Genomic DNA, 20,293 nt, shown 5'->3' on the forward strand with positions numbered 1-20,293 from the left:
ACCGGCCCTAAGGAGTGCCGGTGTCCCAAGGTAAGCAGACAAGGCAGCCGTACTCGCCGCACTGGCGGCAACCCGTGTCACCGAACTTTCTGGTCGACCGGTGGACGAACTCTCCGGCGGCCAACGTCAACGCGTATGGGTTGCAATAGTCCTGGCGCAGGAAACGCCGATCCTTCTGCTCGACGAGCCGACCACTTTCCTTGACATCGCCTACCAGATCGAACTGCTTGATCTTCTGGCCGTTCTCAATGAGAGGGGGCGAACAATCATCGCGGTGCTGCATGATCTCAATCATGCTTGCCGCTACGCCACGCACCTGATCGCCATAAAAGACGGCGCAGTCCTAGCAGAGGGCGCCCCGGCAGACATCGTCGATGCCGAACTGGTCGAACGCGTTTTCGGATTGCCAGCCATGGTCATCCCCGATCCAGTCGCTGGTACTCCGCTCATCGTACCGAGAGGGAACATGAAGACAAGCGCATCACGATCTCCGGCCACACCAAACACGGCTTCTTAATCAGCTTCCACCGGAAAAATTTGTCGGACCATACCGTTGTTCGCAACATTTACTGCAAGACACCAAACGAAAGGGATCCGGTTTGGCTGGCCTGTTAAAACGCTTCGCATCCTATTATAGGCCACACCGTGGGCTGTTCGTGCTGGACTTTTCCAGCGCCGTCGTAGCCGGACTACTGGAACTGGCCTTTCCGATCGTAGTAACGCTATTCATCGACCGCCTGCTTCCCACCAACCAACTGGGCATGATTGCGCTGGCGTCTCTCGGCCTGTTCCTGATCTATCTGGTCAATGCCGGTCTTCAGGTCATCGTCACCTATTGGGGCCATATGCTTGGTCTCAAGATCGAAACCGGAATGCGAAGGAAAGCCTTCGACCATCTGCAAAAGCTTTCCTTCGGCTTCTTCGACAACCAGAAAACCGGCCACCTTGTCGCAAAACTGACCAAGGATCTCGAGGAGATTGGCGAGGTCGCCCGTCACGGGCCGGAAGATCTGTTCATCGCGCTCATGACGCTGATCGGCGCGTTTATTTTGATGATGTCGGTGCATGTGCCGCTAGCGCTGATCACCGCAACCATTGTGCCCGTGACTGCGATCTTTTCCACTCGTTACAGCAAGCGTATGACCAAAACCTGGCGCGCGCTTTACGGACGTGTGGCAGAGTTCAATGCCCGCATTGAGGAAAACGTCGGCGGTATCCGGGTAGTGCAGGCCTTCACCAATGCGGATCATGAACGGAAACTGTTTGCTGAGAACAACCAAAACTATCTGATGACCAAGCTGGAAACCTACAAGGCTCTGGCGGCGTCCATGTCACTGTCCTACCTGTCAACGCGCTTCGTGCAGGTCGTTGTGATGCTGGCAGGCGCATGGTTCGTGGTGCGCGGCGAACTGTCGGCGGGCAGCTTCGTCGGCTTCCTGCTTCTGGTTGGAGTATTCTTCCGACCGATTGACAAGATCAATGCGATCATTGAAACATACCCGAAGGGCATTGCCGGCTTTCAGCGATATACGCAGTTCCTGGATACGATACCGGATATCGCAGACCGGCCACAGGCGCGCTCCATCCAGAGGCTGACTGGTGACATTGACTATCAAAATGTTCGCTTCGGCTACAGTCCGGAGAAACTGACACTCGATGGAGTAAACCTCTCCATCCGCGCCGGAGAAACTGTCGCTTTCGTCGGCTCGTCGGGCGCGGGCAAGACAACGATATGCTCGCTTTTGCCTCGCTTCTATGAGGTGACGGGCGGTGCGATCAGCATTGATGGCACAGATATTCGCGACATGAGCTTGAGGTCCCTGCGCTCTAACATTGGCATCGTGCAATAGGATGTCTTCCTGTTCGCCGGCACGATCCGTGAGAACATCGCCTATGGACGCCTCGACGCCACCGAAGCCGACATCCTGGACGCGGCTAGCCGTGCAAGGCTCGACACGATGATCGCCTCACTTCCGAATGGTCTGGACACAGTCATTGGCGAGCGTGGCGTGAAACTATCGGGCGGACAGAAGCAGCGTCTCGCCATCGCACGCATTTTCCTGAAGAACCCGCCGATTCTGATCCTTGATGAAGCGACCTCCGCGCTCGACACCGAGACGGAGCGGGCCATCCAGCAATCGCTTGCCGAACTGTCGCAGGGCCGCACGACGCTTGTGATAGCGCACAGGCTTGCAACCATCGTCAATGCTGATCGCATCATAGTGATCGAAGACGGACGAATTGCCGAACAGGGCAGCCATGCCGAACTCATCGACCGCAAGAACGGTCGATACCGAAAGCTTCGATCAGATCAAGTTAGCGATTACAGCGCTATAAACGGTGGCTAGAACTCATTCTCTGTACCGCTTGCACAGTGAGTAGCTAAGCGAACTGGTGTATTTAGACGGTCAATACGAATATTTTAAAGATTCTGGACACGGGCAGCGTTTTGAGGGGTTTCTTCTGATCCAAGGTTACGGACATCTTGGGGCAACGGCACTCCCCGTGTTCAGATTGGAATTCAGAATTCCGCTTGCCTGAAACAACTTTTCACTACTCGAAGAAGGGCAAGATTGATGCAGTCCGTCAGGTATGGACGATGCCGCTTGGCACCCGACGGTTTGCCGCGCGCAAAAGTTATTAGCAGAGTCCAATGGAAGCCCATTGCGCACTCAACGAAATCAGATGCTGGATCACATCCTTTCGCAAAGAGACAACAATTCATAGTCCTGTAGTGCTCAAAACCACCGTATTGAATCCGGACCATAGCGAGCGGCAAGGCCCGCTATGTTTGGTCGCCCAGTATATCGAACTACACTCATCCGCGCCGTGTGCCGGAAGATACGATGTCGAGATATACAGCCAAAACAAGAATGCTGCCCTTGATGATCTGCTGCCAGAATGTATCGACGCCGAGCATGGACATACCGTTGTCAAGGCTCGACATGATGAGCGCGCCCACCAATGCACCCAGCACGGAACCGACGCCGCCGCGCATGGAAGTGCCCCCGATGAAGCAGGAGGCAATGGCGTCCAGCTCTCCCCCCATACCTGCTGATGGCGTGCCTGCCGCGAGGCGCGAGGTTGTCGTCAGGCCAGCCACCGCCGCCATCAGTCCCATCAAGGCGAAGACTGCCATCTTGACGAAATTGACATTCACGCCTGAAAAGCGGGTTGCTTCGGTATTGGAGCCAACCGCATAGATGTGACGACCGAACACCGTCTGTTTTGCGATAACAGTGAAAACGCCAAGGATCACCAGCAGGATCAGCACCGGGACCGGTACGCCCTGATAGCTGTTGAGGATAAGGATGAAGCCCAATATCAGGATACCGATACCGAGAAGCCTCGCGACTTCCATAGCGGGAGAAAGTGTCTGGAGGTTATGTTTGCTCTTGCTGGCCCGCGTACGTAGCGTCATGAGGATAAGAACGCCGAACAGCGCAATTGCGCTGAGATTGCCAAGCCAACCCGGCAGGTAACCCTGCCCGATATATTTGAATTCTGGCGAGATCGGCGCGATTGTGACGCCGCCCATGATACCCAGCACTATACCGCGAAAGACGAGCTGTCCGCCAAGTGTAACAATGAAGGAGGGTATGCCAAGATAGGCGGTCAGCCAGCCGTTGAAAGCGCCAAGCGCCACACCCAGAACCAGAACGGTGCTGATCGTCGCCCATAGCGGCCATCCGTAAACGACATCGAGTACGGCGGCGATGCCGCCTAGAAGCCCCAGAAGCGCCCCGACCGAAAGATCAATTTCACCGGCGACGATGACGAAAACCATCGCGGACGCCAGCATTCCCGTGATCGCCATCTGGCGCAGGAGATTAGAAAAATTGCGCGCTGTCAGAAACTGCGAACGCCCCATCTCCGGATCATAGGTGAGTACTGCAAACAACGCCCAGATGAGCGCGACCACGATCAGGAGAGCTACGATCTTATATTCCGCGAGAAACTTTCGGAGGCCTTTGCCCGTCAATGTCATATCATGCACCGGTCAAATTTGAGTATTCCAGAAAGGAGTTGAACAACTGGCGCCCGAAGAATGCGGGATAACCAATCGTTATTCGAGGGTCAGGCGACATTGCTCATGGGGTTGCCTATTGCGGCTGCAAGCACCTGCTCCTGCGTGAGATTTTCATTGGCGAAGTCGCCGCGCAACCTGCCCTCGCCGATCACCAGTACGCGATCGCTAATGCCGAGAACCTCCGGCATTTCCGAAGAGACCATCAGCACCGCAACCCCCTGTTTCGCGAGCGCGAAGATCAGTTTGTAGATTTCATATTTCGCGCCAACATCGACGCCCCGTGTCGGCTCATCCAGAATGAGCACCTTGGGATCGGGCAACATCATCTTCGACAGCACCGCCTTTTGCTGGTTACCACCGGACAGGGACGCGATTTCCAACATTGGATCGGCAGTCTTCACCTTGAGACGCAAAATCTCACGCTGGATCGTCGCTAGTTCCGCTTCCTTGTCGAGCAATCCGCGCAAGGAAAAACGATCCAGCACCGAGACAGTCATATTATAGCCCACCGGCATGATGGGCAGAATGCCGTCCTTCTTGCGGTCTTCCGGCACCATGCAGATGCCCTGTCGAACAGCATCGCGCGGCGTGCGGATTTTCAACTCCCTGCCTTCCAGAAAGACCTGCCCCTCATGCGCTCCGGGCCAGACACCGAAGAGGCTTGACACCAGTTCAGTCCGCCCCGCGCCCACGAGTCCGGCAATACCGAGGATTTCCCCGCGCCTAAGCGCAAACGAAACATTGTCGACCACCTTGCGATCGGGATTAGTCACCTCCCAGCAATTTATGTTGCGGGCCTCGAAAATGACTTCGCCAATATCGTGCGGCTCGCGCGGGAACAGGTTTTTCATCTCGCGCCCCACCATCATGGTGATGATGGCTGGCGTGGTGAGTTCCGCCATGGGCTTGGTGGCGATATGCGTGCCGTCGCGGATGACTGTCACCGTATCGGAAATTTCAGCCACTTCATCCAGCTTGTGGGAAATGTAGACACAGGCCATTCCTTGCGCCTTGAAGTCCTTGATGAGATCGAGAAGAACGCGCGTTTCGGCTGCCGTCAGCGCCGATGTCGGTTCATCCAGAATGAGAAGCTTCGCATTCTTGTTGATCGCCTTTGCGATCTCGATCAGTTGCTGCTTGCCACCTGAATAATGATAGACTGGAAGTGCTACATTGATGTCGTGTATCTTGAGGCGCGCCAGAAGTTCCGTCGCACGCGCATTCATCTGGTCATAATCGATGAAGCCCCCGCTCGTCGGCTCCGATCCCAGAAAGATGTTCTCCGCAACCGATAGATGCGGCACCATCATGAGTTCCTGATGGATGATTACGATGCCAGCCGCTTCTGTATCGCGAATACCTGTGGCCTTCAGCTCCTGGCCTTCCCACAAAATCTCGCCGGTCCAGGCGCCATAGGGATAGACGCCAGAAAGCACTTTCATCAGCGTGGATTTACCCGCGCCATTCTCGCCGCAAAGGCCGACGCACTCGCCCGGACGCACCTTCAGGTAAATACCGTCAAGCGCTTTCACGCCGTTAAAGTCCTTACCGATATTGCGCATCTCTAGAAGATATTCGGACATCGCATACGACCTTGCAGTGTTGCAGCAGAATAAGCCATCCGAAGACCGCCGACACCATCTCCCACGGCGGAATTACTCCAGACAACGCTGTCACAGACAGCATCGATACATTGGCGGGACCGGAAGCTGAACATTGTTTCAAAACTTCTGATCGCACTATTCTGTTGTGCTGATCGCCGGAGTAGGCTCCAGCGATCAGCACAAAGACTTATTTCCCGGATATCTGCTCCTTGGTGTAGAAGCCATCCTGGACGTAAATGTCGATATTGTCCTTGGTCACGGCAGTCGGCGTCAACAAAAGCGTATCGACCTGCTTGCCGCCATTATCGAGCTTGGAATTGAACTCAGGCTTTTCGCCCTTGACCATCTGGACGGTCAGCTTGGCTGCTTCCGAAGCAATGAGTTTCAGCGGCTTATAGACGGTTACGGTCTGCGTCCCGTCGATCAGGCGCTTGACGGCGGCAAGGTCGCTGTCCTGTCCCGAAACAGCAGTCTTCCCGGCCAGCCCCTGCGCGGCGAGCGCCTGGATGGCGCCACCTGCGGTGCCGTCGTTTGAAGCAACAACCGCATCGATTTTGTTCTGCGCGGCGGTCAGAGCGTTTTCCATGATGGAGAGTGCTTCAGTCGGGCTCCATTCCTTCACCCACTGCGAGCCAATCACCTTCACCTTGCCGGAATCGATGGCTTCCTTGAGAGCCTTTTCCTGACCGGCGCGGAGGAGCTTGGCGTTGTTATCCGTCGGCGAGCCGCCGAGGAGATAATAATTGCCTTCGGGCTTGGCCTTCAGGACGGCTTCCGCCTGCATAAAGCCGACGCGCTCATTGTCGAACGAGATGTAGGCATCAATATCGGCATTGAGGATCAGGCGATCATAGGAAAGAACCTTGATACCGGATGCCTTCGCATCGGCAACGACCGCATCGAAAACCTTCGAATTCATCGGCACGATGACGATGGCGTCAACGCCCTGCGCAATCAGGTTTTCAACCTGCTTGACCTGCTTTTCTTCGTTACCGTCAGCAGATTGCACATTGACCTTGGCGCCTAGCTTTTCTGCCGCCTCAATGAAATAGTCGCGGTCACGCGCCCAGCGCTCGACGCGAAGATCATCAATGGAAAAGCCGATGACCGGATTTTCCGGCGAAGCATAAACCGGCGTGGATGTCATCGCGCTTATGCCCAAAGCTGCGGCAACCAGCGCGCCGGTCAGAAAATTACGACGTTTCATGCAAACCTCCTCCAAACAACGCCGGCTTACGACCGGCTGATACCAAACCGCGCCCCCGAACACATTGCCCCCCGGAGTTCGGCACAACAAAACAGCCCCCTTTTGAGCTGTTTATTCTTTGAATGACTGATCGTCCCAAAGGCATTTTGCGCCCAGATCACCCCATCGGACAGCATGCAAAAGACATACCGCCCTATCCTCAGGAACAATTGATACGTGAAGAAAAACGAATAGCAAGCATTTTTTGATTTACGTACCTCATTTTGATCCTGATTGTCCGGAGCCTGACAAGGTGTCTATAAGATTGGCTGAATTCGCTTCAGGCAAGCTTAAGATGGTGAGTAATGAAACCAGCAATCGAGCAACTCTTCCCCGGTTTCGAAATGCAATATGTTGAAACGGACGGGGTCTGTTTTGCTGTCACGACAGGCGGACAAGGTATGCCGATCCTGCTGCTGCACGGTTATCCGGAAACCATGGCCGCATGGCACCGGATCGCACCGGTATTGGCGCAATCCTACACTGTCGTTGTCCCGGATTTGCCGGGCTATGGGCGCAGTCGCATCACTTCCAATCCAACTGGTGCAGGATCCAAGCGACGCATGGCCGCAAGTCTGGTCGAGTTGATGCAGACGCTCGGTCACGACCGGTTTGTTGTGGTCGGGCATGATCGCGGCGGTCGGGTCGCCTATCGTATGGCACTGGACCATCCGGGCAAGGTGCTTGGGCTCGTATCTGTCACGGTCGTACCGACACCCGAAATGTGGGAAGGTGCGAGCAAAGCATTCGGTATGGGTGCCTGGCATTGGTTCATGTTGGCCCAGCCCGAGCCACTGCCTGAAATGCTATTGTGTGGCAATCCGCGCTTTATGATCGATACCACCCTACAGAAAATGGCGCACGGTCTCGACAAGCTGCATCCACTTGCACTTGAAGATTATCGAAAAGCCTTTGACAACGCTGACGTCCGGCATTGGATATGCGAGGACTACCGTGCCGGCGCTGGCGTGGATGAAACCGACGATCTTGCTGATCGGGTAGCAGGTCGGCGTATTCACGTGCCGGCGCTGGTCTTCTGGGAAGAGGGCCGACGCTATGGCGGCGGGCGTGAACCGTTCGATATCTGGGCGGATTGGGCCAGCGATGTTGACGGCGAAGCTCTAGCGGGCGGTCATTTGCTGCCCGAGACCGCATCGGCTTCCATATTGGCACGATTAGCTCCATTTCTGCTTAAAATCGATGCCGGTGCATCGATTATCGCGAAGGAAGTTAGTCGTTAATCTTATTGAAAATCCCCCCACGTGGCTTTATGCGAAGCAATCTTCCATATTTTTCATGGTAGAGACGTAATGAAATTTTGTTTGTCGGGCTTAGCGGGAAATCTATTGTGCCGGGCTAACATTCGCATTGGAGGAGAGCCAGAATGGATTTCACCCTGACACGCCGTCAGACATTGATGGGATTTGGTGCATTGGGCGTCAGCACGGCTTTCGGGTCGCCTGCCCGCGCCGCGACACGTAATCTGGCGGTGCTCCATCTGGCGAGCCACGCGCCGAGCTATATCGCGTATGAGCGAGGCTATTTTAAAGATGCCGGTCTCGATATCGAATTGAAGTTCTTCGAAGCCGCGCAGCCGATGGCCGTCGCCATCGCATCTGGCGATGCCGATTTCGGTGTGACGGCGATGAGTGGCGGTCTGATCAGTCTCGCCGACAAAGGCGCGATCAAGGTGATCGGCGGCGCGCTTGCAGAAGAAAAAGGCATCACCGTAAACGTCATTCTGGCCTCCAACAAGGCCTACGAAGGCGGACTGACTGAACCGTCCAAACTGGCAGGACACAGTTTCGGGATCACGACGGCGGGATCGTCATTCCATTTCATGGCGCACAAGATCGCCAAGGCCAACAATATTCCGCTTTCTGAAATCCAGCTTCGCCCCTTGCAGAAGCTCGGCGCTGTTGTTGGTGCTCTGTCGACCGGGCAGATCGATTCCTGGGCAATCCAGCCCAACATCGCCAAAAAGCTCATCCGCGAAGGCGCGGCAAAGCAGATCGGCCTCGTCTCCGATTATGCACCGGATTATCAGGTCACAACGGCATTTACATCCACCAAGAATGCGAGTGATGAGCGCGCCATGACGGAAGCCTTCGTCAAAGCCTATTCCAAGGCAATCGATGATTATAATGCCGCCTTTGTAGACAATACGGCAGACGATGCAGCACGCGACGATATTGCGAAGATCGTGCACAAATATGTCGAAAGCGACAGTCCGTTCGAGACCGCAAAACAGAACCTGATCGATGGCGCAATGCGCATCAACAAAGGTTTGGCCCTATCGCTCAACAGCTGCGTGGAGCAGTTGGACTGGTTCCGGTCTGAAGGCATGGTGAAGGAAGCGGTCACGCAGGAGAAGCTGTTCGACACATCCTACGTCAAGACGATCTGAGATCGAGCAAGACCGAACATTCAGTGGCCGGCGGTTGGTCGGGCACCAAGCCTGAAGTCCCTTATCTCAAACCGGGATGCTATTGTTGGAGGGCGGACTTTCCGACTGGAGTTGAAATGGATTTGCAGCTTAAGAACATCGGCCATTCTTATGGTGCGGTCGAAGTTCTAAAAGATGTCTCGCTCACCATCCCGCAGGGACAGATCGTCTGCCTGATCGGCCCGTCAGGTTGCGGAAAGTCCACTCTTCTGCGTTTTCTGGGCGGTCTTGAACGACCATCTTCGGGTGAGGTGCTGCAGATCGGTTCGCCGCCGAAGGATTCACTCAATCCCCTCACCTATGTTTTCCAGCATTTTGCGCTTCTGCCATGGCGCACCGTGGAAGGAAACATCAAACTCGTGCTGGAGGACCATGGACTTGGCCGAGCAGAGATGGACTGGATCATAACCAATGTACTGGAACGCACCCGGCTTTCAGATTTCCGGCAGGCTTTGCCGAAGCAATTGTCGGGTGGTATGCGTCAGCGCGTGGCAATTGCACGCGCCTTATCGGTGCGCCCCGCCGTCATGTTGATGGATGAACCTTTGTCCGCGCTCGACAGCCAGACACGGGAACTGTTGATGGACGACTTGGTTGCGCTTTGGACACGCCAGCCTTTCACCTCCGTTTATGTCACGCACAATCTTAACGAGGCGGTGCGGCTCGGCCATCGGGTCGTGGTACTTTCACGAAGGCCAGGACGGATCAGAGAGATTGTCGATATCGATATCCCCCTTTCGGAGCGCCATCTTGGTGATCCCGTCCTTGAAGAAAAGCAGAAACAGCTCTGGGAGTTGATGCGGGCTGAAGCGCAGGCAGCGGATCAGGAGTTGATCAATGGTTGAAGTCGCAAAGATAAAGCAGCCCGACCAAAGTGTACGCCCGGTTCCCTTCCGGGGTGGCGGCTTCGCACCCCAGCCGGTGCGCCATATGGCATTGATCCTCTTCATAACGCTGCTCGCACTGGCAGAAATCGGAACTCGCAGCGGCTTCATATCCAATCTGACACTGCCGCACCCATCTGCTGTGCTGGAAACCTTCTTCCAGCTCTGGCAGACCGGCCTTCTATGGCAGCATCTGCTGCCATCGCTGCGGCGGCTTGTCATCGGTGCGAGCCTTGGCATCGCAATCGGTGTCAGTCTGGGCGTAATGATCGGCTTATTCAGCTATGTCCGCGCAGGTCTGGTGCCGCTCGTCGCCGCTCTTTTTCCGATCCCGAAGATCGCGCTTTTGCCGCTCTTCGTAATCTGGTTCGGCATCGACGAAATGTCGAAATATATGCTCATCGCATTTGGCACCTTTACGCCAACCGTGGTTGCCACGTACGGCGCAGTCGATAATGTGGATCGTTCGCTTGTGCGTATGGGGCAAAGCTTCGGACTTGGATGGTGGTCTATCGTACGCAAGATCATCCTGCCCGCTGCCTTTCCGGCAATCCTGTCCGGATTGCGAGTATCGATCTCCATCGCCATCATTCTGCTGGTCGCAGCCGAAATGCTCGGTGCCCAGTTCGGCGTCGGTTCATATATCCTTGAAGCCGGATCGCTCTATGATCTTGAAAAGCTGTTTGCCGGCGTCACAATCCTTTCTGTGATGGGACTTATCGTCAACTTCATCATCGGACAGATCGAGAAGCGCTTCCTGACTTGGCGGGGTTGATTCAAGCAATATTTGCCGCCAGTTTGGCGTGCCGCAAGCAACGCTGACATATATTCCGTCCTGAACGGCATTAATAATGCCGCGCTATCATTTTTTTGAAGGCAAACCAAGGATTTGACGAACACCATCCTTCGAGAAAGGTTGTGCCAATTGAGCGAGAAATCCCTTTGCGACCTGTCCTTTGATGCCGATGTCTGCGGATGACGGTCGATCCGGATTGTGATAGGTCCTGAATATTTGGTCGAACAAGACAATGTTCTCGCCGTAATTGGTGTTTCCTTCGCGAATGTCCTTCGAGTGATGCCAACGATGGAGGCGAGGCGTACTAAAGACATAGTCAAATATCCCCGTCCTCATGTCGACATTGCAGTGGGTGAGAATGCCTGCAAAGGCGGTGACGGCACCTAACCACCAAAATATCTGTATTGGCGCACCCAGGAAATAAAGCGGAGCTTGGCTTAGCCCGACCTTGAACAGGGAATCGATGACATGAAACCTACCGGTATTGACGACCCAAAGCCGGGTCACGGAGTGGTGCAGTGCGTGGAAGCGCCAGAAGAACAGCCGCTCGTGCGCGATGCGATGCGACCAATACAGGCCGAACTCTGCAATTATCACGGCTAATGCCACCTGTAGCACAAAAGGCAATGTGGTCGGCCAAAAGCTGAACTGAAGCGTAGCCAGCGGCTGCAGGAAGCTGGCAGCTATCATAGGGAACAGCGCCGCAGCAAGTGCGGCGAGTTGAACAAGTCCCTTGGTCAACAACGTATGAGCGATATCATTCCAGGTCTCACCATCCGCCTCAAGCCAGCTACCTTCATACGGAATAATGCGTTCCATAATAAACAGCATAGCGACAGCGACAGCGTACACTATGGTGAACAATGCCATAGGGTGTTCGCTGTCGAAGGCGAATTTCGCGCCAATCAGCCCGGAGAAGAAAACCAATGGCCATCCGCAGTATCGCAAAGTCCATTTGAATAGCTGGAAATTCAACATCGCTTTGAAGCTCCTGTCCCGGCGAAGTTTTAATCGTTCCGGGCGGCCTGTGCGTGATTGGCTGACCCCATAAACTTTATCAAACAACTTAAAGCCAGAGGCCTTTATCGTCAAACCACACCATCACATGACGGAACCAAACACCCAACTCCGTTACAAAGACAGCCTTACATCTGATAGCCCGGTCTATCGCCATTTGCACAGCGCTAAGACGTTACAAATTCCTCTCCCAAATTTGGTTGTTCCCGCTCAGGTCGACAATCATGTATTTTTCTAATGAATTAATACCTTTTCGTTCCGTTGTTTCGGGCCACCGTTACTGTTTGATTGTCGTTGTTGTGGATCTCAAACTGGAGCCGCCGCCGTAAAACGCGCCCGCCACGGTGCGCTATTCAAAAAAATTGAGGGAACAGCATGTCAATCATTCGAAATCTAATCAACGCCGCCTTTTGCGGCCTTGCCTTGACTGCAACAGCGGCGAAGGCGGAAACGCTGACCGTCGCGCTTGGTACGGATCCTGCTTTCATCTCGGTTTATGTCGCTGAACAGCGAGGGCTCTTTGAAAAGGCCGGTCTCGACGTCAAACTCTTACGCATGGCGCAAGGAGGCGACGCAATGGACGCCGTCGTCGCGGGTCAGGCGACCTTTGGGATCGCAGCCGACCAGACTGTGATGATACGGCTGGCCCGTGCCGACATCAAGCCGCTCGCTGTCGTCAGCGAGTCAGGGACCCATCTGGAACTCATCAGCCGTCCTGACATTGGCGATCCCAGCCAGATTAAGAAGCTCGGCGTGATCAAGGGGACGGTGAGCGAATATGCTGCCGTCATGTTACTCAAGAAGTATCAACTCGATCACTCCGCTGTAATACTTGTGCCAGCCGGCGCTCCCGATCTTCCGGCCCTGCTCCAGCGCGGGGATGTGGACGCATTCTTCGGCTGGCCGCCCTTCAACGAGCAGGGAAGGCAGCAAGGCGGCAAGACGCTTCTGACAAGTGGCGACGTAGGATACGTCTATACTATGTGGCTTAGTGCTCAGGGCGAGTGGCTAAAGACGCATCAAGAAGAAGCCAAGAAGTTCCTGGCTGTCGTGGCCGAAGTCAATCGCGATATCACCACTGATCGGAACGCCGCTGCCATCGACTTCCAGAAAGCAACCAGAATGCGCGCAGCTGACACGGTGCCTCTGATTGAACGCCTGTCCTTCCAGACGCGAGACTTCTCCGAAGCCGACCTCGTCAGCTTCGCTGGCATCGCCGATTTCCTTTATGAGCAGAAGCGCACACCGCAACGCATCGACATCGAGAACTACGTTCAAAAGGGATTTTTTAAGGAATGACCGCGATGTCGAGAGGAAATTCAGTCACTATCGAGGGCGTTGGCATTCAAATCGGTGATCATGTCGTTACTAGCGGTGTCGACCTCATGATCAAGCCTGGCGAATTCGTCTGTCTGCTTGGCCCCTCCGGCTGCGGTAAGTCGACCTTGCTGAACGCTATCGCCGGCTTTGTTCCTGTCACCGGTCAGCTGGTCGTCGATAGTCAACCTGTACACGGCCCCGGCATTGATCGGGGTGTCGTCTTTCAGAGTTCGGAAGCGCTCTTTCCCTGGCTCACGGTCCAGGAAAACGTCGAATATGGCGCGCGCCTGCGCGGCGTATCAAAGACCCAACGAGCCGCCAAAGCTGAAGCTTATATCCGCATGGTCGGGCTCTCGCATGCTGCACAAAAATTCCCAAGTGAACTTTCAGGGGGAATGCGACAACGCGCCCAGATTGCGCGCGTACTTGCAAACGAACCGTCGGTGATCCTGATGGATGAACCATTTGGCGCCCTCGACGCCCAAACACGCGAGGTGCTGCAACGGGAAGTGGATAAAATCTGGCGTGAGACAGGCGCGACAATCATCTTTGTCACGCATGACATTGGCGAGGCCATTCTTCTGGCCGACCGGGTAGTGACAATGACGGCGGGACCAGCGGCTAAGGTGAAAACGATCTTGAATATCGATCTCCCGCATCCTCGCGACCTGTCGCATCCCCGCGCGGCTGAACTTATCGAGAGCTTGAGACAGGACATTGCAGCGGAGGTCAACCGTACATTGATCGCGCAAGGACTTTTGACGGAGGCAGCGGCATGAGATTGAACGAAGTCTCCCGTTCTGTCGCCGATAGGGCCCCCAAGGTCCCCGGAGCGCAATCGGCGCGCGCGCGCCTTTCACATGGAGTAATCGTCGCTCTTTCGATTCTGGGCGGCCTGCTTGTGTGGCAAATCCTGAGTCTCAGGATGTCGCCGCTTTTCTTTCCCTCACCGGCCCTCACAGCAATCGCCTTCTGGGAGCTGGTTGAAGATGGAACGTTGTGGACCTCTATCACCGCCTCCAGCTTCCGGATTTTCTGCGGCTGGGCGGCAGGCGTTGCGGTAGGCATTCCCCTCGGTATGACAATGGGTTATTTTCGCCTTGTTCGGCAAATATTCGATCCCTACATCGAATTTTTCCGCTTCATTCCACCGATTGCATTCGTCACTCTAAGCGTAATCTGGCTCGGACCGGGCGAAGCTTCAAAAATTGCGCTGATCTTCTACACGACCGTCTTCACCGTTACGCTCAATGCGCTCGCAGGCTCTATGGCGGTTTCCGATCTGCGCATCAAGGCGGCTGCCAGCCTCGGCGCGACCAGGGTTCAGACGCTCCTAACAGTCGTCGTTCCCTCCACGGTGCCCTTTATGATCACCGGCGCGCGGATCGCGATGGGCAACTCGTTCCTCACCATCGTCTCTGCTGAAATCGTCGCGGCCCAGGAAGGGCTCGGCGCCCTAATCTGGAACGCACGAAACTATGGACGGACGGACTGGGTTTTCGTGGGCATCATCGTCCTTGGCTGCCTCGGGTTTCTTTTCGATCGCATCTTGCGCGCGGTGGCGGCAAAAACGCTGAAGCGATATGGGGTCAACATGTAAGCGAGTGGTCCTCCGGGAACAATTGGATGACCGACCTGAAAGGGGCGTGGAAACAGCGCCCCTTTTCCTTCGCATATGCCTCGAATATTTGGATCGCGGCGAAAAGCGCGAACACAACGGAAGACCCGCCCCAGCTGTCTGCTGTGCGGGTCCATTCGTTGGGAATAGGCCGAAGCGAGCCCAGCGCCATTTCTCAAGGTGCGTAGGCGCTCTCGAAAGTCTTGATCGCGCCTTCAAGCGCCTCACCATTTTCGTCGAGCATCGCAGCCTGCCTAATGCGGCTAAGCCAAATGGCACCGTCGGGCTTCTGCACAAGCTGCGGAACCAAGGCCATAATCCGGTCGAATTTGGAATTCCCGCGCGCATGCGTGTCGGAATAGCCCTTCACCAGACGGCGGCATGTCACAGCCTCACAGGCAAGTTGATAGTTGATCGACAGAAGCGGCAGAGCGACACCCAACCAGGCATCAATGTGCGCCATTTCCCGCTTATATCGCAGGCTGCCGCGACGAAAGCGCTTCGTCGCGGCCACCGCGTAAAGCGTCAGGAACCACCAGACGGTGCCGGTCTGCACGCGACGGTCTTTGTTGATTATGCGGTCCAGCGCCTGATAAAGCCGCGGTCGGCGTTCAATCATCCCGCCGAGCCAGGCTGGCAGCGTGCCCGCGACTTCCTCCATGCGCGGATGCATGTATTCCGTCATATAAAGGATTTGGTCATCCTTGGCGCCAATCTCCTTGCGCACACGCTCGAAACGGCTGCTGCGTGTCTTAAGATCGGCAACGCGCACGACGTCGTCATAGGCCATCGCGACCGCGAGATATTTTGCCACTTCACAGGTGAAGCCGAAATTCTGTATTGAGCCGCTATTGACGATATCCTCGCCAAGAATCCGTTCCATCCGATCGAGATATTGCATCGCGTAGGCAGGGTCCTGATAGTCTACCAGCCGACATACGCCCGCAAACAGTATCCCCTGCGCATGCTGGGGGAATTTACCGCGAATGCGCGCCACGATAGCGTCTAGCTCGGTGTTTGCGGTTGTTACCGGTAGCGGCAAGAAGCTCTTTTCGGGCGAACGGGTAATCGGATCACGACGATCTTCGCGCGCGCGATCGTAGGCGGCTGAAAACGCCTTAAGGCTCGGCTCAACCCCTTTGCCACCAGCGCGGACTGTATCTTCGAAAGCCGAGCGCGGAAACGGTAGGACCTCGGCCGCTGCGAGCGCTCCGAGCATAGCCGAGGAAACGACGCTGCCGCTCTTTTCGGCAAGTGTTTGCATATCGAACGCAATGATTTTCTTGGCCGCGATACCGGCTGCTTCGACGACGGCGACCGGATCGCCAGTTCCATCGCCAGGAGTTTGCTTCTCGACAACCGCGTAAGAGCGATGGCTCGAAGCTATCAGCGTCGTGCGATCCGGCGTGACAATGCCACGGAGCATGGCACGCCCGGCCTCCATGAACTCGGACGCCAGCACTACGTCGACGTCACCGGGGGTCGGCATCAGCGAGAAGATTGGCCGCTTTCCCTCAAAATCAGGAAGCATTTCGATGTAGTAGATCGTCGCACCAGTGCGCTGTGCTACGCCTGGCACCGAAGTGGATTGCGCCGCCCAGCCTTGGGTCTCTGCCATGTTGACGATCCAGTCGGCGAGTACGCCCCCGCCTTGACCGCCCATGGCAAGGATCGCGATCGAGATCGGTCGCTTGAATGGAACTCCAGTAAGTTTCGGAGAGGTTACGTCAATCATGATGATCTCACGCAAAGGTTACACGCCGGCGGTCGGCGCGACGTTGAAAGAAGCCGATCACTGCAGTCCGAATCTTAGCCATAAACCGGTCGCGACGGGTCGGGTTGTGAATGACATCGGCGCGGTAGAAGGAGGGGCAAAGCACAGCGGCTTCGGAAACCTCGCCGCAATTGCCACAGCCGACGCAGCTGTTGTCGATCGCTGCCACCGGATCGTCCTTCAATGGATCGTCAGTGTGCTTGACGGAGAGCGAGGGACAGCCGGAAAGGCGGATACAGGCGTGATCGCCGGTGCACACATCTTCGTCGACGCCGAAGCGCTCCTTGACCATGCGCTTGCCGTCTTTTACCGCCTTATTGAACTGCGGCTTCACGCGGCGCTGCTTGTTCAGCATGCATTCGGAAGAAGCGATAATAACTTTCGGACCCTTTTCGTCAGTCGTCAGAGCTTCCTTCAACGTGTCGCGCATCTTGGCAACATCGTAAGTGCGATCAATCTGGCGCACCCATTTCACGCCCACACCCTTCACGGCATCGGTGATGGCGTTGTTGGTAGAGCGATCGGGATTTTGAGCGCGCGACGACAGGATGTCCTGGCCGCCGGTGGCCGCTGAATAGTGGTTGTCGACTATTAGGATGACGCCATCATGCTTATTGAAGACGGCGTTGCCGATACTGGTCGAGAGACCGTTGTGCCAGAAGCCGCCGTCACCCATAACAGCGATCGAACGCTTGTCCGCCTCAACATTGAAGGCGGAAGCACCCGCGCCGGATAGGCCGTAACCCATCGTATTGCCGCCTATATTGAACGGAGGCAGGACGGAGAAGATATGGCACCCTATGTCGCCTGACACATGATGCTGGCCGAGCTCTCGCTCAGTCAGCTTCATGGCGGCAAAGATTGGGCGTTCGGGGCAACCGGTGCAGAAACCAGCCGGGCGAGGCGGAACGATCTCTTGGAGAGCCTTTACCTTCTCGTTTTCGAGTATCAGAGTTGCGTCCGGCGCTTCAGAACGGTTACCCAAAAGCTTATGCGCGTGGGTATTGAGGAATCTGCGCAGCCCTTTTTCAATCACTGACGCAGTGTAGTCGCCGCCGAGTGGCAGTATATCCTTACCGTGGACCTTGGTGTTGATGTCCTTGCGATGGAGCGCGGTGATGAGCGCCTGCTCGATGAAAGCGGGATGGCCTTCTTCGATCATGATGACTGCCTTCTTATCGACGCAGAATTCGGCCACTTCGTCATCGATCATCGGATAGGTGACATTCATAACGTAGAGCGGAATGAGCGATCCGCCATAAACGTCTGCGAGCCCAAGGAATTGCAGCGCGCGCATGACACTGTTGTACATGCCTCCCTGCAGGATGATGCCGACGTCACCGTCGGCAGGTCCCAGGAACTCGTTGAGCTTGCGCGTTCGGATGAAGTCCACTGCGTTCGGCCAACGCTGCTCGAGCTTCTCCTTGTCATGGTAGATAGAGACGGGTGGCAGAACCACACGGCTGACATCGCGTCGCGGATTTTCAAGCGCTTGCTTCAAGGTGAACGCGGGCCGCTTGTTTGCTTTCGTGACGAACTGTCCATGCACATGGCAGGCGCGGATGCGGACCTGCAACATGACCGGCGTGTTGGAGGCCTCCGAAAGTTCGAAGCCATCTTCCACTGACTTGACGATTGATTCTAGATTGGGACGTGGATCCAGAAGCCACATCTGTGACTTCATCGCGAAGGCATGGCTGCGCTCTTGGGGGATGGATGATCCTTCGCCAAAATCTTCACCCAGAATGATCAGCGCCCCGCCCATGACGCCACCGGAGGCCAGGTTAGTAAGCGCGTCCGAGGCGACGTTGGTGCCCGCTGTCGATTTCCATGTGACCGCGCCGCGTAGCGGATACATCACCGAGGCCGACAGCATAGCCGCCGCTGCCGCTTCCGACGCCGACGATTCGAAATGGACGTCCAGTTCGTTCAAGACGTCCTTGGCATCGGCCAGCACATCCATGAGGTGTGAGATCGGCGAACCTTGATAGCCACCGACATAGGAAACGCCTGACTGGAGTAAAGCCTTGGTGATAGCGAGAATGCCCTCACCCCTGAAAATTTCCCCCTCACCAAGGCGCAGGTCCTCGACTTCTTTGGCAAATGAGCGTTCCGCCATTATTCTTTTCTCCCTCAATGCGATATATGATTATTCATATTTTATCGCGCAGTTCGCACCGGTTCGGTACGGCACGGCCGCTGTTGGTGCCGCTAAGCTTCAAGTTGTAAGGCAGTTGTCTTTTTCATATTTATATGACAAATCATATTTATGTGTCGAGTCCGGTAGTCAGCTTTATTTTGACGCAGCTACCCAGCGGATCGCCTCGTCGGCGGAAAGGAAAATATGTCGGGATTGTTCTTTGACGACATCACTGTCGGGCAAATTTTCGAGGCAGGCCCTCATACCGTAAGCCGCGAGGAAATTGTGGACTTCGCTCAGCGTTTCGATCCCAATCCGTTCCACCTTGAGGATGCTGCAGCACTTTCGGTGGGACTTCCATCGGTTATCGCATCGGGGTTTCATACCCTATCGCTAAGCTTTAAAATATTTTTCGATCTGCACCTTTGGGACGATGCAGTCATGCCTTCACCGGGCCTTGACAAGATTCGCTGGCACAAACCTCTGCTTTCTGGCAACACGATGAGAATACGCGCTACCGTTATAGATAAGACATTGTCGCGTTCCAAACCCGACCGGGGAATTGTGACCGTTTTGCATGAGACCCTGGTTGTGGGAACAGACGCCCCATTGTTGACGGTGGAAGCAATGCATCGGTTGCGGACGAAAGACGGCTTCGCTACGAACAGACATAGAAAGTAGGAAGTGAGGCAAGGCACCATGGTTGAGAAAGGCTCCAAGATTTCCGCCCGGCCAGTATCGCGCACGCTGGAACTGGAAGAGTTCCTTCCCTCACTTTTTAATCTGATAACGGCGGGTCTCAACCAACAGTTTTTGGAGCGACTGCGCCCCTTCGGCGTAACCGTTCAGCGCTGGCGAGTGTTGATGGTCATCATGAACAAAGGCGCTCGCAATATGGGCGAACTTGTGCAGCTGACCTTGATTCCACAATCGGCCCTCAGCCGGCTGATTGATCAGATGGAGAGGGATGGACTCGTTGTCCGTCGCATTTCTGATCACGACAGCCGCGTGGTCCAGGTCGAACTGACCCAAGGTGGACGACATATCTACCACCAGCTCGCTCCGGCAGCGGCTAGCCATGCGAAGGCCATCACTGCGGATTTTGACGAAGCAGAAACGGCGCAACTCTTCAGTTTGTTGCGCCGTGTCCTGAGTAATCTCGACATCCGCACCTTTGCCGATCAAGAACCGTCTACCGAAAGTTCCCCACAAGAGGGACCTGGAAACGCCTCGCCTGTGCCCCGCACAGCCGCAACCCGTAGAATGCGGACCAGAGCATCAACAAAAGTATGAACCGGGTTCCATGATCGTCGGTTTTTGCTGAGACTAAAGCATGTCGCTGTTAACCGGATTCGGGATTCCCGTTTGGCTTGATCTGTGATTCACTTGTCTCATGGAAGGAGATGCACCATGGGCAA

General features: G+C 55.4%; 15 protein-coding genes and 2 pseudogenes. 11 read left to right on the forward strand and 6 right to left on the reverse strand.

Annotated features, from left to right (window positions below):
• Nucleotides 1-37 precede the first annotated feature (37 nt).
• Nucleotides 38-517 (forward strand): annotated as a pseudogene (locus D8666_RS18630) (ABC transporter ATP-binding protein); the annotation flags it as partial.
• Nucleotides 518-599: 82 nt separating this feature from the next.
• Nucleotides 600-2,348, forward strand: a pseudogene (locus tag D8666_RS18635) (ABC transporter ATP-binding protein).
• Between the two features lie 470 nt (nt 2,349-2,818).
• On the opposite strand, the gene D8666_RS18640 reads toward D8666_RS18635, so the two are convergent.
• From D8666_RS18640 to xylF, 3 genes are all read right to left on the reverse strand, one after another.
• Nucleotides 2,819-3,988 carry a sugar ABC transporter permease gene (locus D8666_RS18640; protein WP_109365820.1) on the reverse strand — a complete coding sequence of 390 codons (1,170 nt, stop codon included), beginning with the start codon at nt 3,986-3,988 and terminating at the stop codon, nt 2,819-2,821.
• Nucleotides 3,989-4,077: 89 nt separating this feature from the next.
• The gene (locus D8666_RS18645; protein WP_121538972.1) at nt 4,078-5,613 is read right to left on the reverse strand and encodes a xylose ABC transporter ATP-binding protein; all 1,536 of its coding nucleotides are present in this window, start codon (nt 5,611-5,613) and stop codon (nt 4,078-4,080) included.
• A 208-nt stretch (nt 5,614-5,821) separates the two neighbouring features.
• Complete coding sequence (xylF, locus tag D8666_RS18650) at nt 5,822-6,841, reverse strand: D-xylose ABC transporter substrate-binding protein (RefSeq protein ID WP_121538973.1); 1,020 nt, start codon at nt 6,839-6,841, stop codon at nt 5,822-5,824.
• 344 nt (nt 6,842-7,185) lie between these two features.
• Here xylF and D8666_RS18655 point away from each other — a divergent pair, with 344 nt between their 5' ends.
• The 4 genes from D8666_RS18655 (at nt 7,186) to D8666_RS18670 (ending at nt 10,985) form a co-directional block, all read left to right on the forward strand.
• Nucleotides 7,186-8,121 carry an alpha/beta fold hydrolase gene (locus D8666_RS18655; RefSeq protein WP_121538974.1) on the forward strand — a complete coding sequence of 312 codons (936 nt, stop codon included), beginning with the start codon at nt 7,186-7,188 and terminating at the stop codon, nt 8,119-8,121.
• A gap of 143 nt (nt 8,122-8,264) precedes the next feature.
• The gene (locus D8666_RS18660; RefSeq protein ID WP_121538975.1) at nt 8,265-9,287 is read left to right on the forward strand and encodes an ABC transporter substrate-binding protein; all 1,023 of its coding nucleotides are present in this window, start codon (nt 8,265-8,267) and stop codon (nt 9,285-9,287) included.
• A gap of 116 nt (nt 9,288-9,403) precedes the next feature.
• A complete protein-coding gene (locus tag D8666_RS18665; protein WP_121538976.1) occupies nt 9,404-10,171 on the forward strand; it encodes an ABC transporter ATP-binding protein in 768 nt (255 codons plus the stop codon).
• Complete coding sequence (locus tag D8666_RS18670; RefSeq protein WP_121538977.1) at nt 10,164-10,985, forward strand: ABC transporter permease; 822 nt, start codon at nt 10,164-10,166, stop codon at nt 10,983-10,985. Before D8666_RS18665 ends, D8666_RS18670 begins: the two co-directional genes overlap by 8 nt.
• An 87-nt stretch (nt 10,986-11,072) precedes the next feature.
• Here the strand turns inward: D8666_RS18670 and olsE are convergent, their stop codons facing one another.
• Nucleotides 11,073-11,984: an ornithine lipid hydroxylase OlsE gene (gene olsE / locus D8666_RS18675; RefSeq protein WP_121538978.1), complete on the reverse strand. Its 912-nt coding sequence runs from the start codon at nt 11,982-11,984 to the stop codon at nt 11,073-11,075.
• 414 nt (nt 11,985-12,398) lie between these two features.
• Here olsE and D8666_RS18680 point away from each other — a divergent pair, with 414 nt between their 5' ends.
• The 3 genes from D8666_RS18680 to D8666_RS18690 are packed head-to-tail and all read left to right on the forward strand — an operon-like array spanning nt 12,399 to nt 14,943.
• Nucleotides 12,399-13,322 (forward strand): ABC transporter substrate-binding protein, encoded by a 924-nt coding sequence (locus tag D8666_RS18680; RefSeq protein ID WP_121538979.1) that lies wholly within the window; start codon nt 12,399-12,401, stop codon nt 13,320-13,322.
• Entirely contained in the window at nt 13,319-14,122 is an 804-nt protein-coding gene (locus tag D8666_RS18685; protein ID WP_121538980.1) for an ABC transporter ATP-binding protein, read from the forward strand. Before D8666_RS18680 ends, D8666_RS18685 begins: the two co-directional genes overlap by 4 nt.
• The gene (locus tag D8666_RS18690; RefSeq protein WP_121538981.1) at nt 14,119-14,943 is read left to right on the forward strand and encodes an ABC transporter permease; all 825 of its coding nucleotides are present in this window, start codon (nt 14,119-14,121) and stop codon (nt 14,941-14,943) included. Before D8666_RS18685 ends, D8666_RS18690 begins: the two co-directional genes overlap by 4 nt.
• A gap of 193 nt (nt 14,944-15,136) precedes the next feature.
• On the opposite strand, the gene D8666_RS18700 is transcribed toward D8666_RS18690, so the two are convergent.
• Together D8666_RS18700 and D8666_RS18705 are read right to left on the reverse strand one after the other, a co-directional pair.
• Nucleotides 15,137-16,696, reverse strand: coding sequence for an indolepyruvate oxidoreductase subunit beta family protein (locus D8666_RS18700; RefSeq protein ID WP_121538983.1), 1,560 nt, complete (start codon nt 16,694-16,696; stop codon nt 15,137-15,139).
• 7 nt (nt 16,697-16,703) lie between these two features.
• Entirely contained in the window at nt 16,704-18,854 is a 2,151-nt protein-coding gene (locus tag D8666_RS18705) for a ferredoxin family protein (RefSeq protein WP_121538984.1), read from the reverse strand.
• A 225-nt stretch (nt 18,855-19,079) separates the two neighbouring features.
• On the opposite strand from D8666_RS18705, the gene D8666_RS18710 reads away from it, so the two are divergent.
• Together D8666_RS18710 and D8666_RS18715 are read left to right on the forward strand one after the other, a co-directional pair.
• Nucleotides 19,080-19,556 carry a MaoC/PaaZ C-terminal domain-containing protein gene (locus tag D8666_RS18710; protein WP_121538985.1) on the forward strand — a complete coding sequence of 159 codons (477 nt, stop codon included), beginning with the start codon at nt 19,080-19,082 and terminating at the stop codon, nt 19,554-19,556.
• Between the two features lie 18 nt (nt 19,557-19,574).
• Complete coding sequence (locus D8666_RS18715) at nt 19,575-20,168, forward strand: MarR family winged helix-turn-helix transcriptional regulator (RefSeq protein WP_121538986.1); 594 nt, start codon at nt 19,575-19,577, stop codon at nt 20,166-20,168.
• Nucleotides 20,169-20,293: the final 125 nt, after the last annotated feature.

The sequence above is a fragment of the Ochrobactrum soli genome, assembly GCF_003664555.1.
GTDB lineage: Bacteria > Pseudomonadota > Alphaproteobacteria > Rhizobiales > Rhizobiaceae > Brucella > Brucella teleogrylli.

Excerpts from the sequence above, each read along its gene's own strand:
- D8666_RS18640 (WP_109365820.1), bottom strand. The coding sequence starts at position 3,988 with ATGACATTGACGGGCAAAGGCCTCCGAAAGTTTCTCGCGGAATATAAG.
- D8666_RS18645 (WP_121538972.1), bottom strand. The coding sequence starts at position 5,613 with ATGTCCGAATATCTTCTAGAGATGCGCAATATCGGTAAGGACTTTAAC.
- xylF (WP_121538973.1), bottom strand. The coding sequence starts at position 6,841 with ATGAAACGTCGTAATTTTCTGACCGGCGCGCTGGTTGCCGCAGCTTTG.
- D8666_RS18655 (WP_121538974.1), top strand. The coding sequence starts at position 7,186 with ATGAAACCAGCAATCGAGCAACTCTTCCCCGGTTTCGAAATGCAATAT.
- D8666_RS18660 (WP_121538975.1), top strand. The coding sequence starts at position 8,265 with ATGGATTTCACCCTGACACGCCGTCAGACATTGATGGGATTTGGTGCA.
- D8666_RS18665 (WP_121538976.1), top strand. The coding sequence starts at position 9,404 with ATGGATTTGCAGCTTAAGAACATCGGCCATTCTTATGGTGCGGTCGAA.
- D8666_RS18670 (WP_121538977.1), top strand. The coding sequence starts at position 10,164 with ATGGTTGAAGTCGCAAAGATAAAGCAGCCCGACCAAAGTGTACGCCCG.
- olsE (WP_121538978.1), bottom strand. The coding sequence starts at position 11,984 with ATGTTGAATTTCCAGCTATTCAAATGGACTTTGCGATACTGCGGATGG.
- D8666_RS18680 (WP_121538979.1), top strand. The coding sequence starts at position 12,399 with ATGTCAATCATTCGAAATCTAATCAACGCCGCCTTTTGCGGCCTTGCC.
- D8666_RS18685 (WP_121538980.1), top strand. The coding sequence starts at position 13,319 with ATGACCGCGATGTCGAGAGGAAATTCAGTCACTATCGAGGGCGTTGGC.
- D8666_RS18690 (WP_121538981.1), top strand. The coding sequence starts at position 14,119 with ATGAGATTGAACGAAGTCTCCCGTTCTGTCGCCGATAGGGCCCCCAAG.
- D8666_RS18700 (WP_121538983.1), bottom strand. The coding sequence starts at position 16,696 with ATGATTGACGTAACCTCTCCGAAACTTACTGGAGTTCCATTCAAGCGA.
- D8666_RS18705 (WP_121538984.1), bottom strand. The coding sequence starts at position 18,854 with ATGGCGGAACGCTCATTTGCCAAAGAAGTCGAGGACCTGCGCCTTGGT.
- D8666_RS18710 (WP_121538985.1), top strand. The coding sequence starts at position 19,080 with ATGTCGGGATTGTTCTTTGACGACATCACTGTCGGGCAAATTTTCGAG.
- D8666_RS18715 (WP_121538986.1), top strand. The coding sequence starts at position 19,575 with ATGGTTGAGAAAGGCTCCAAGATTTCCGCCCGGCCAGTATCGCGCACG.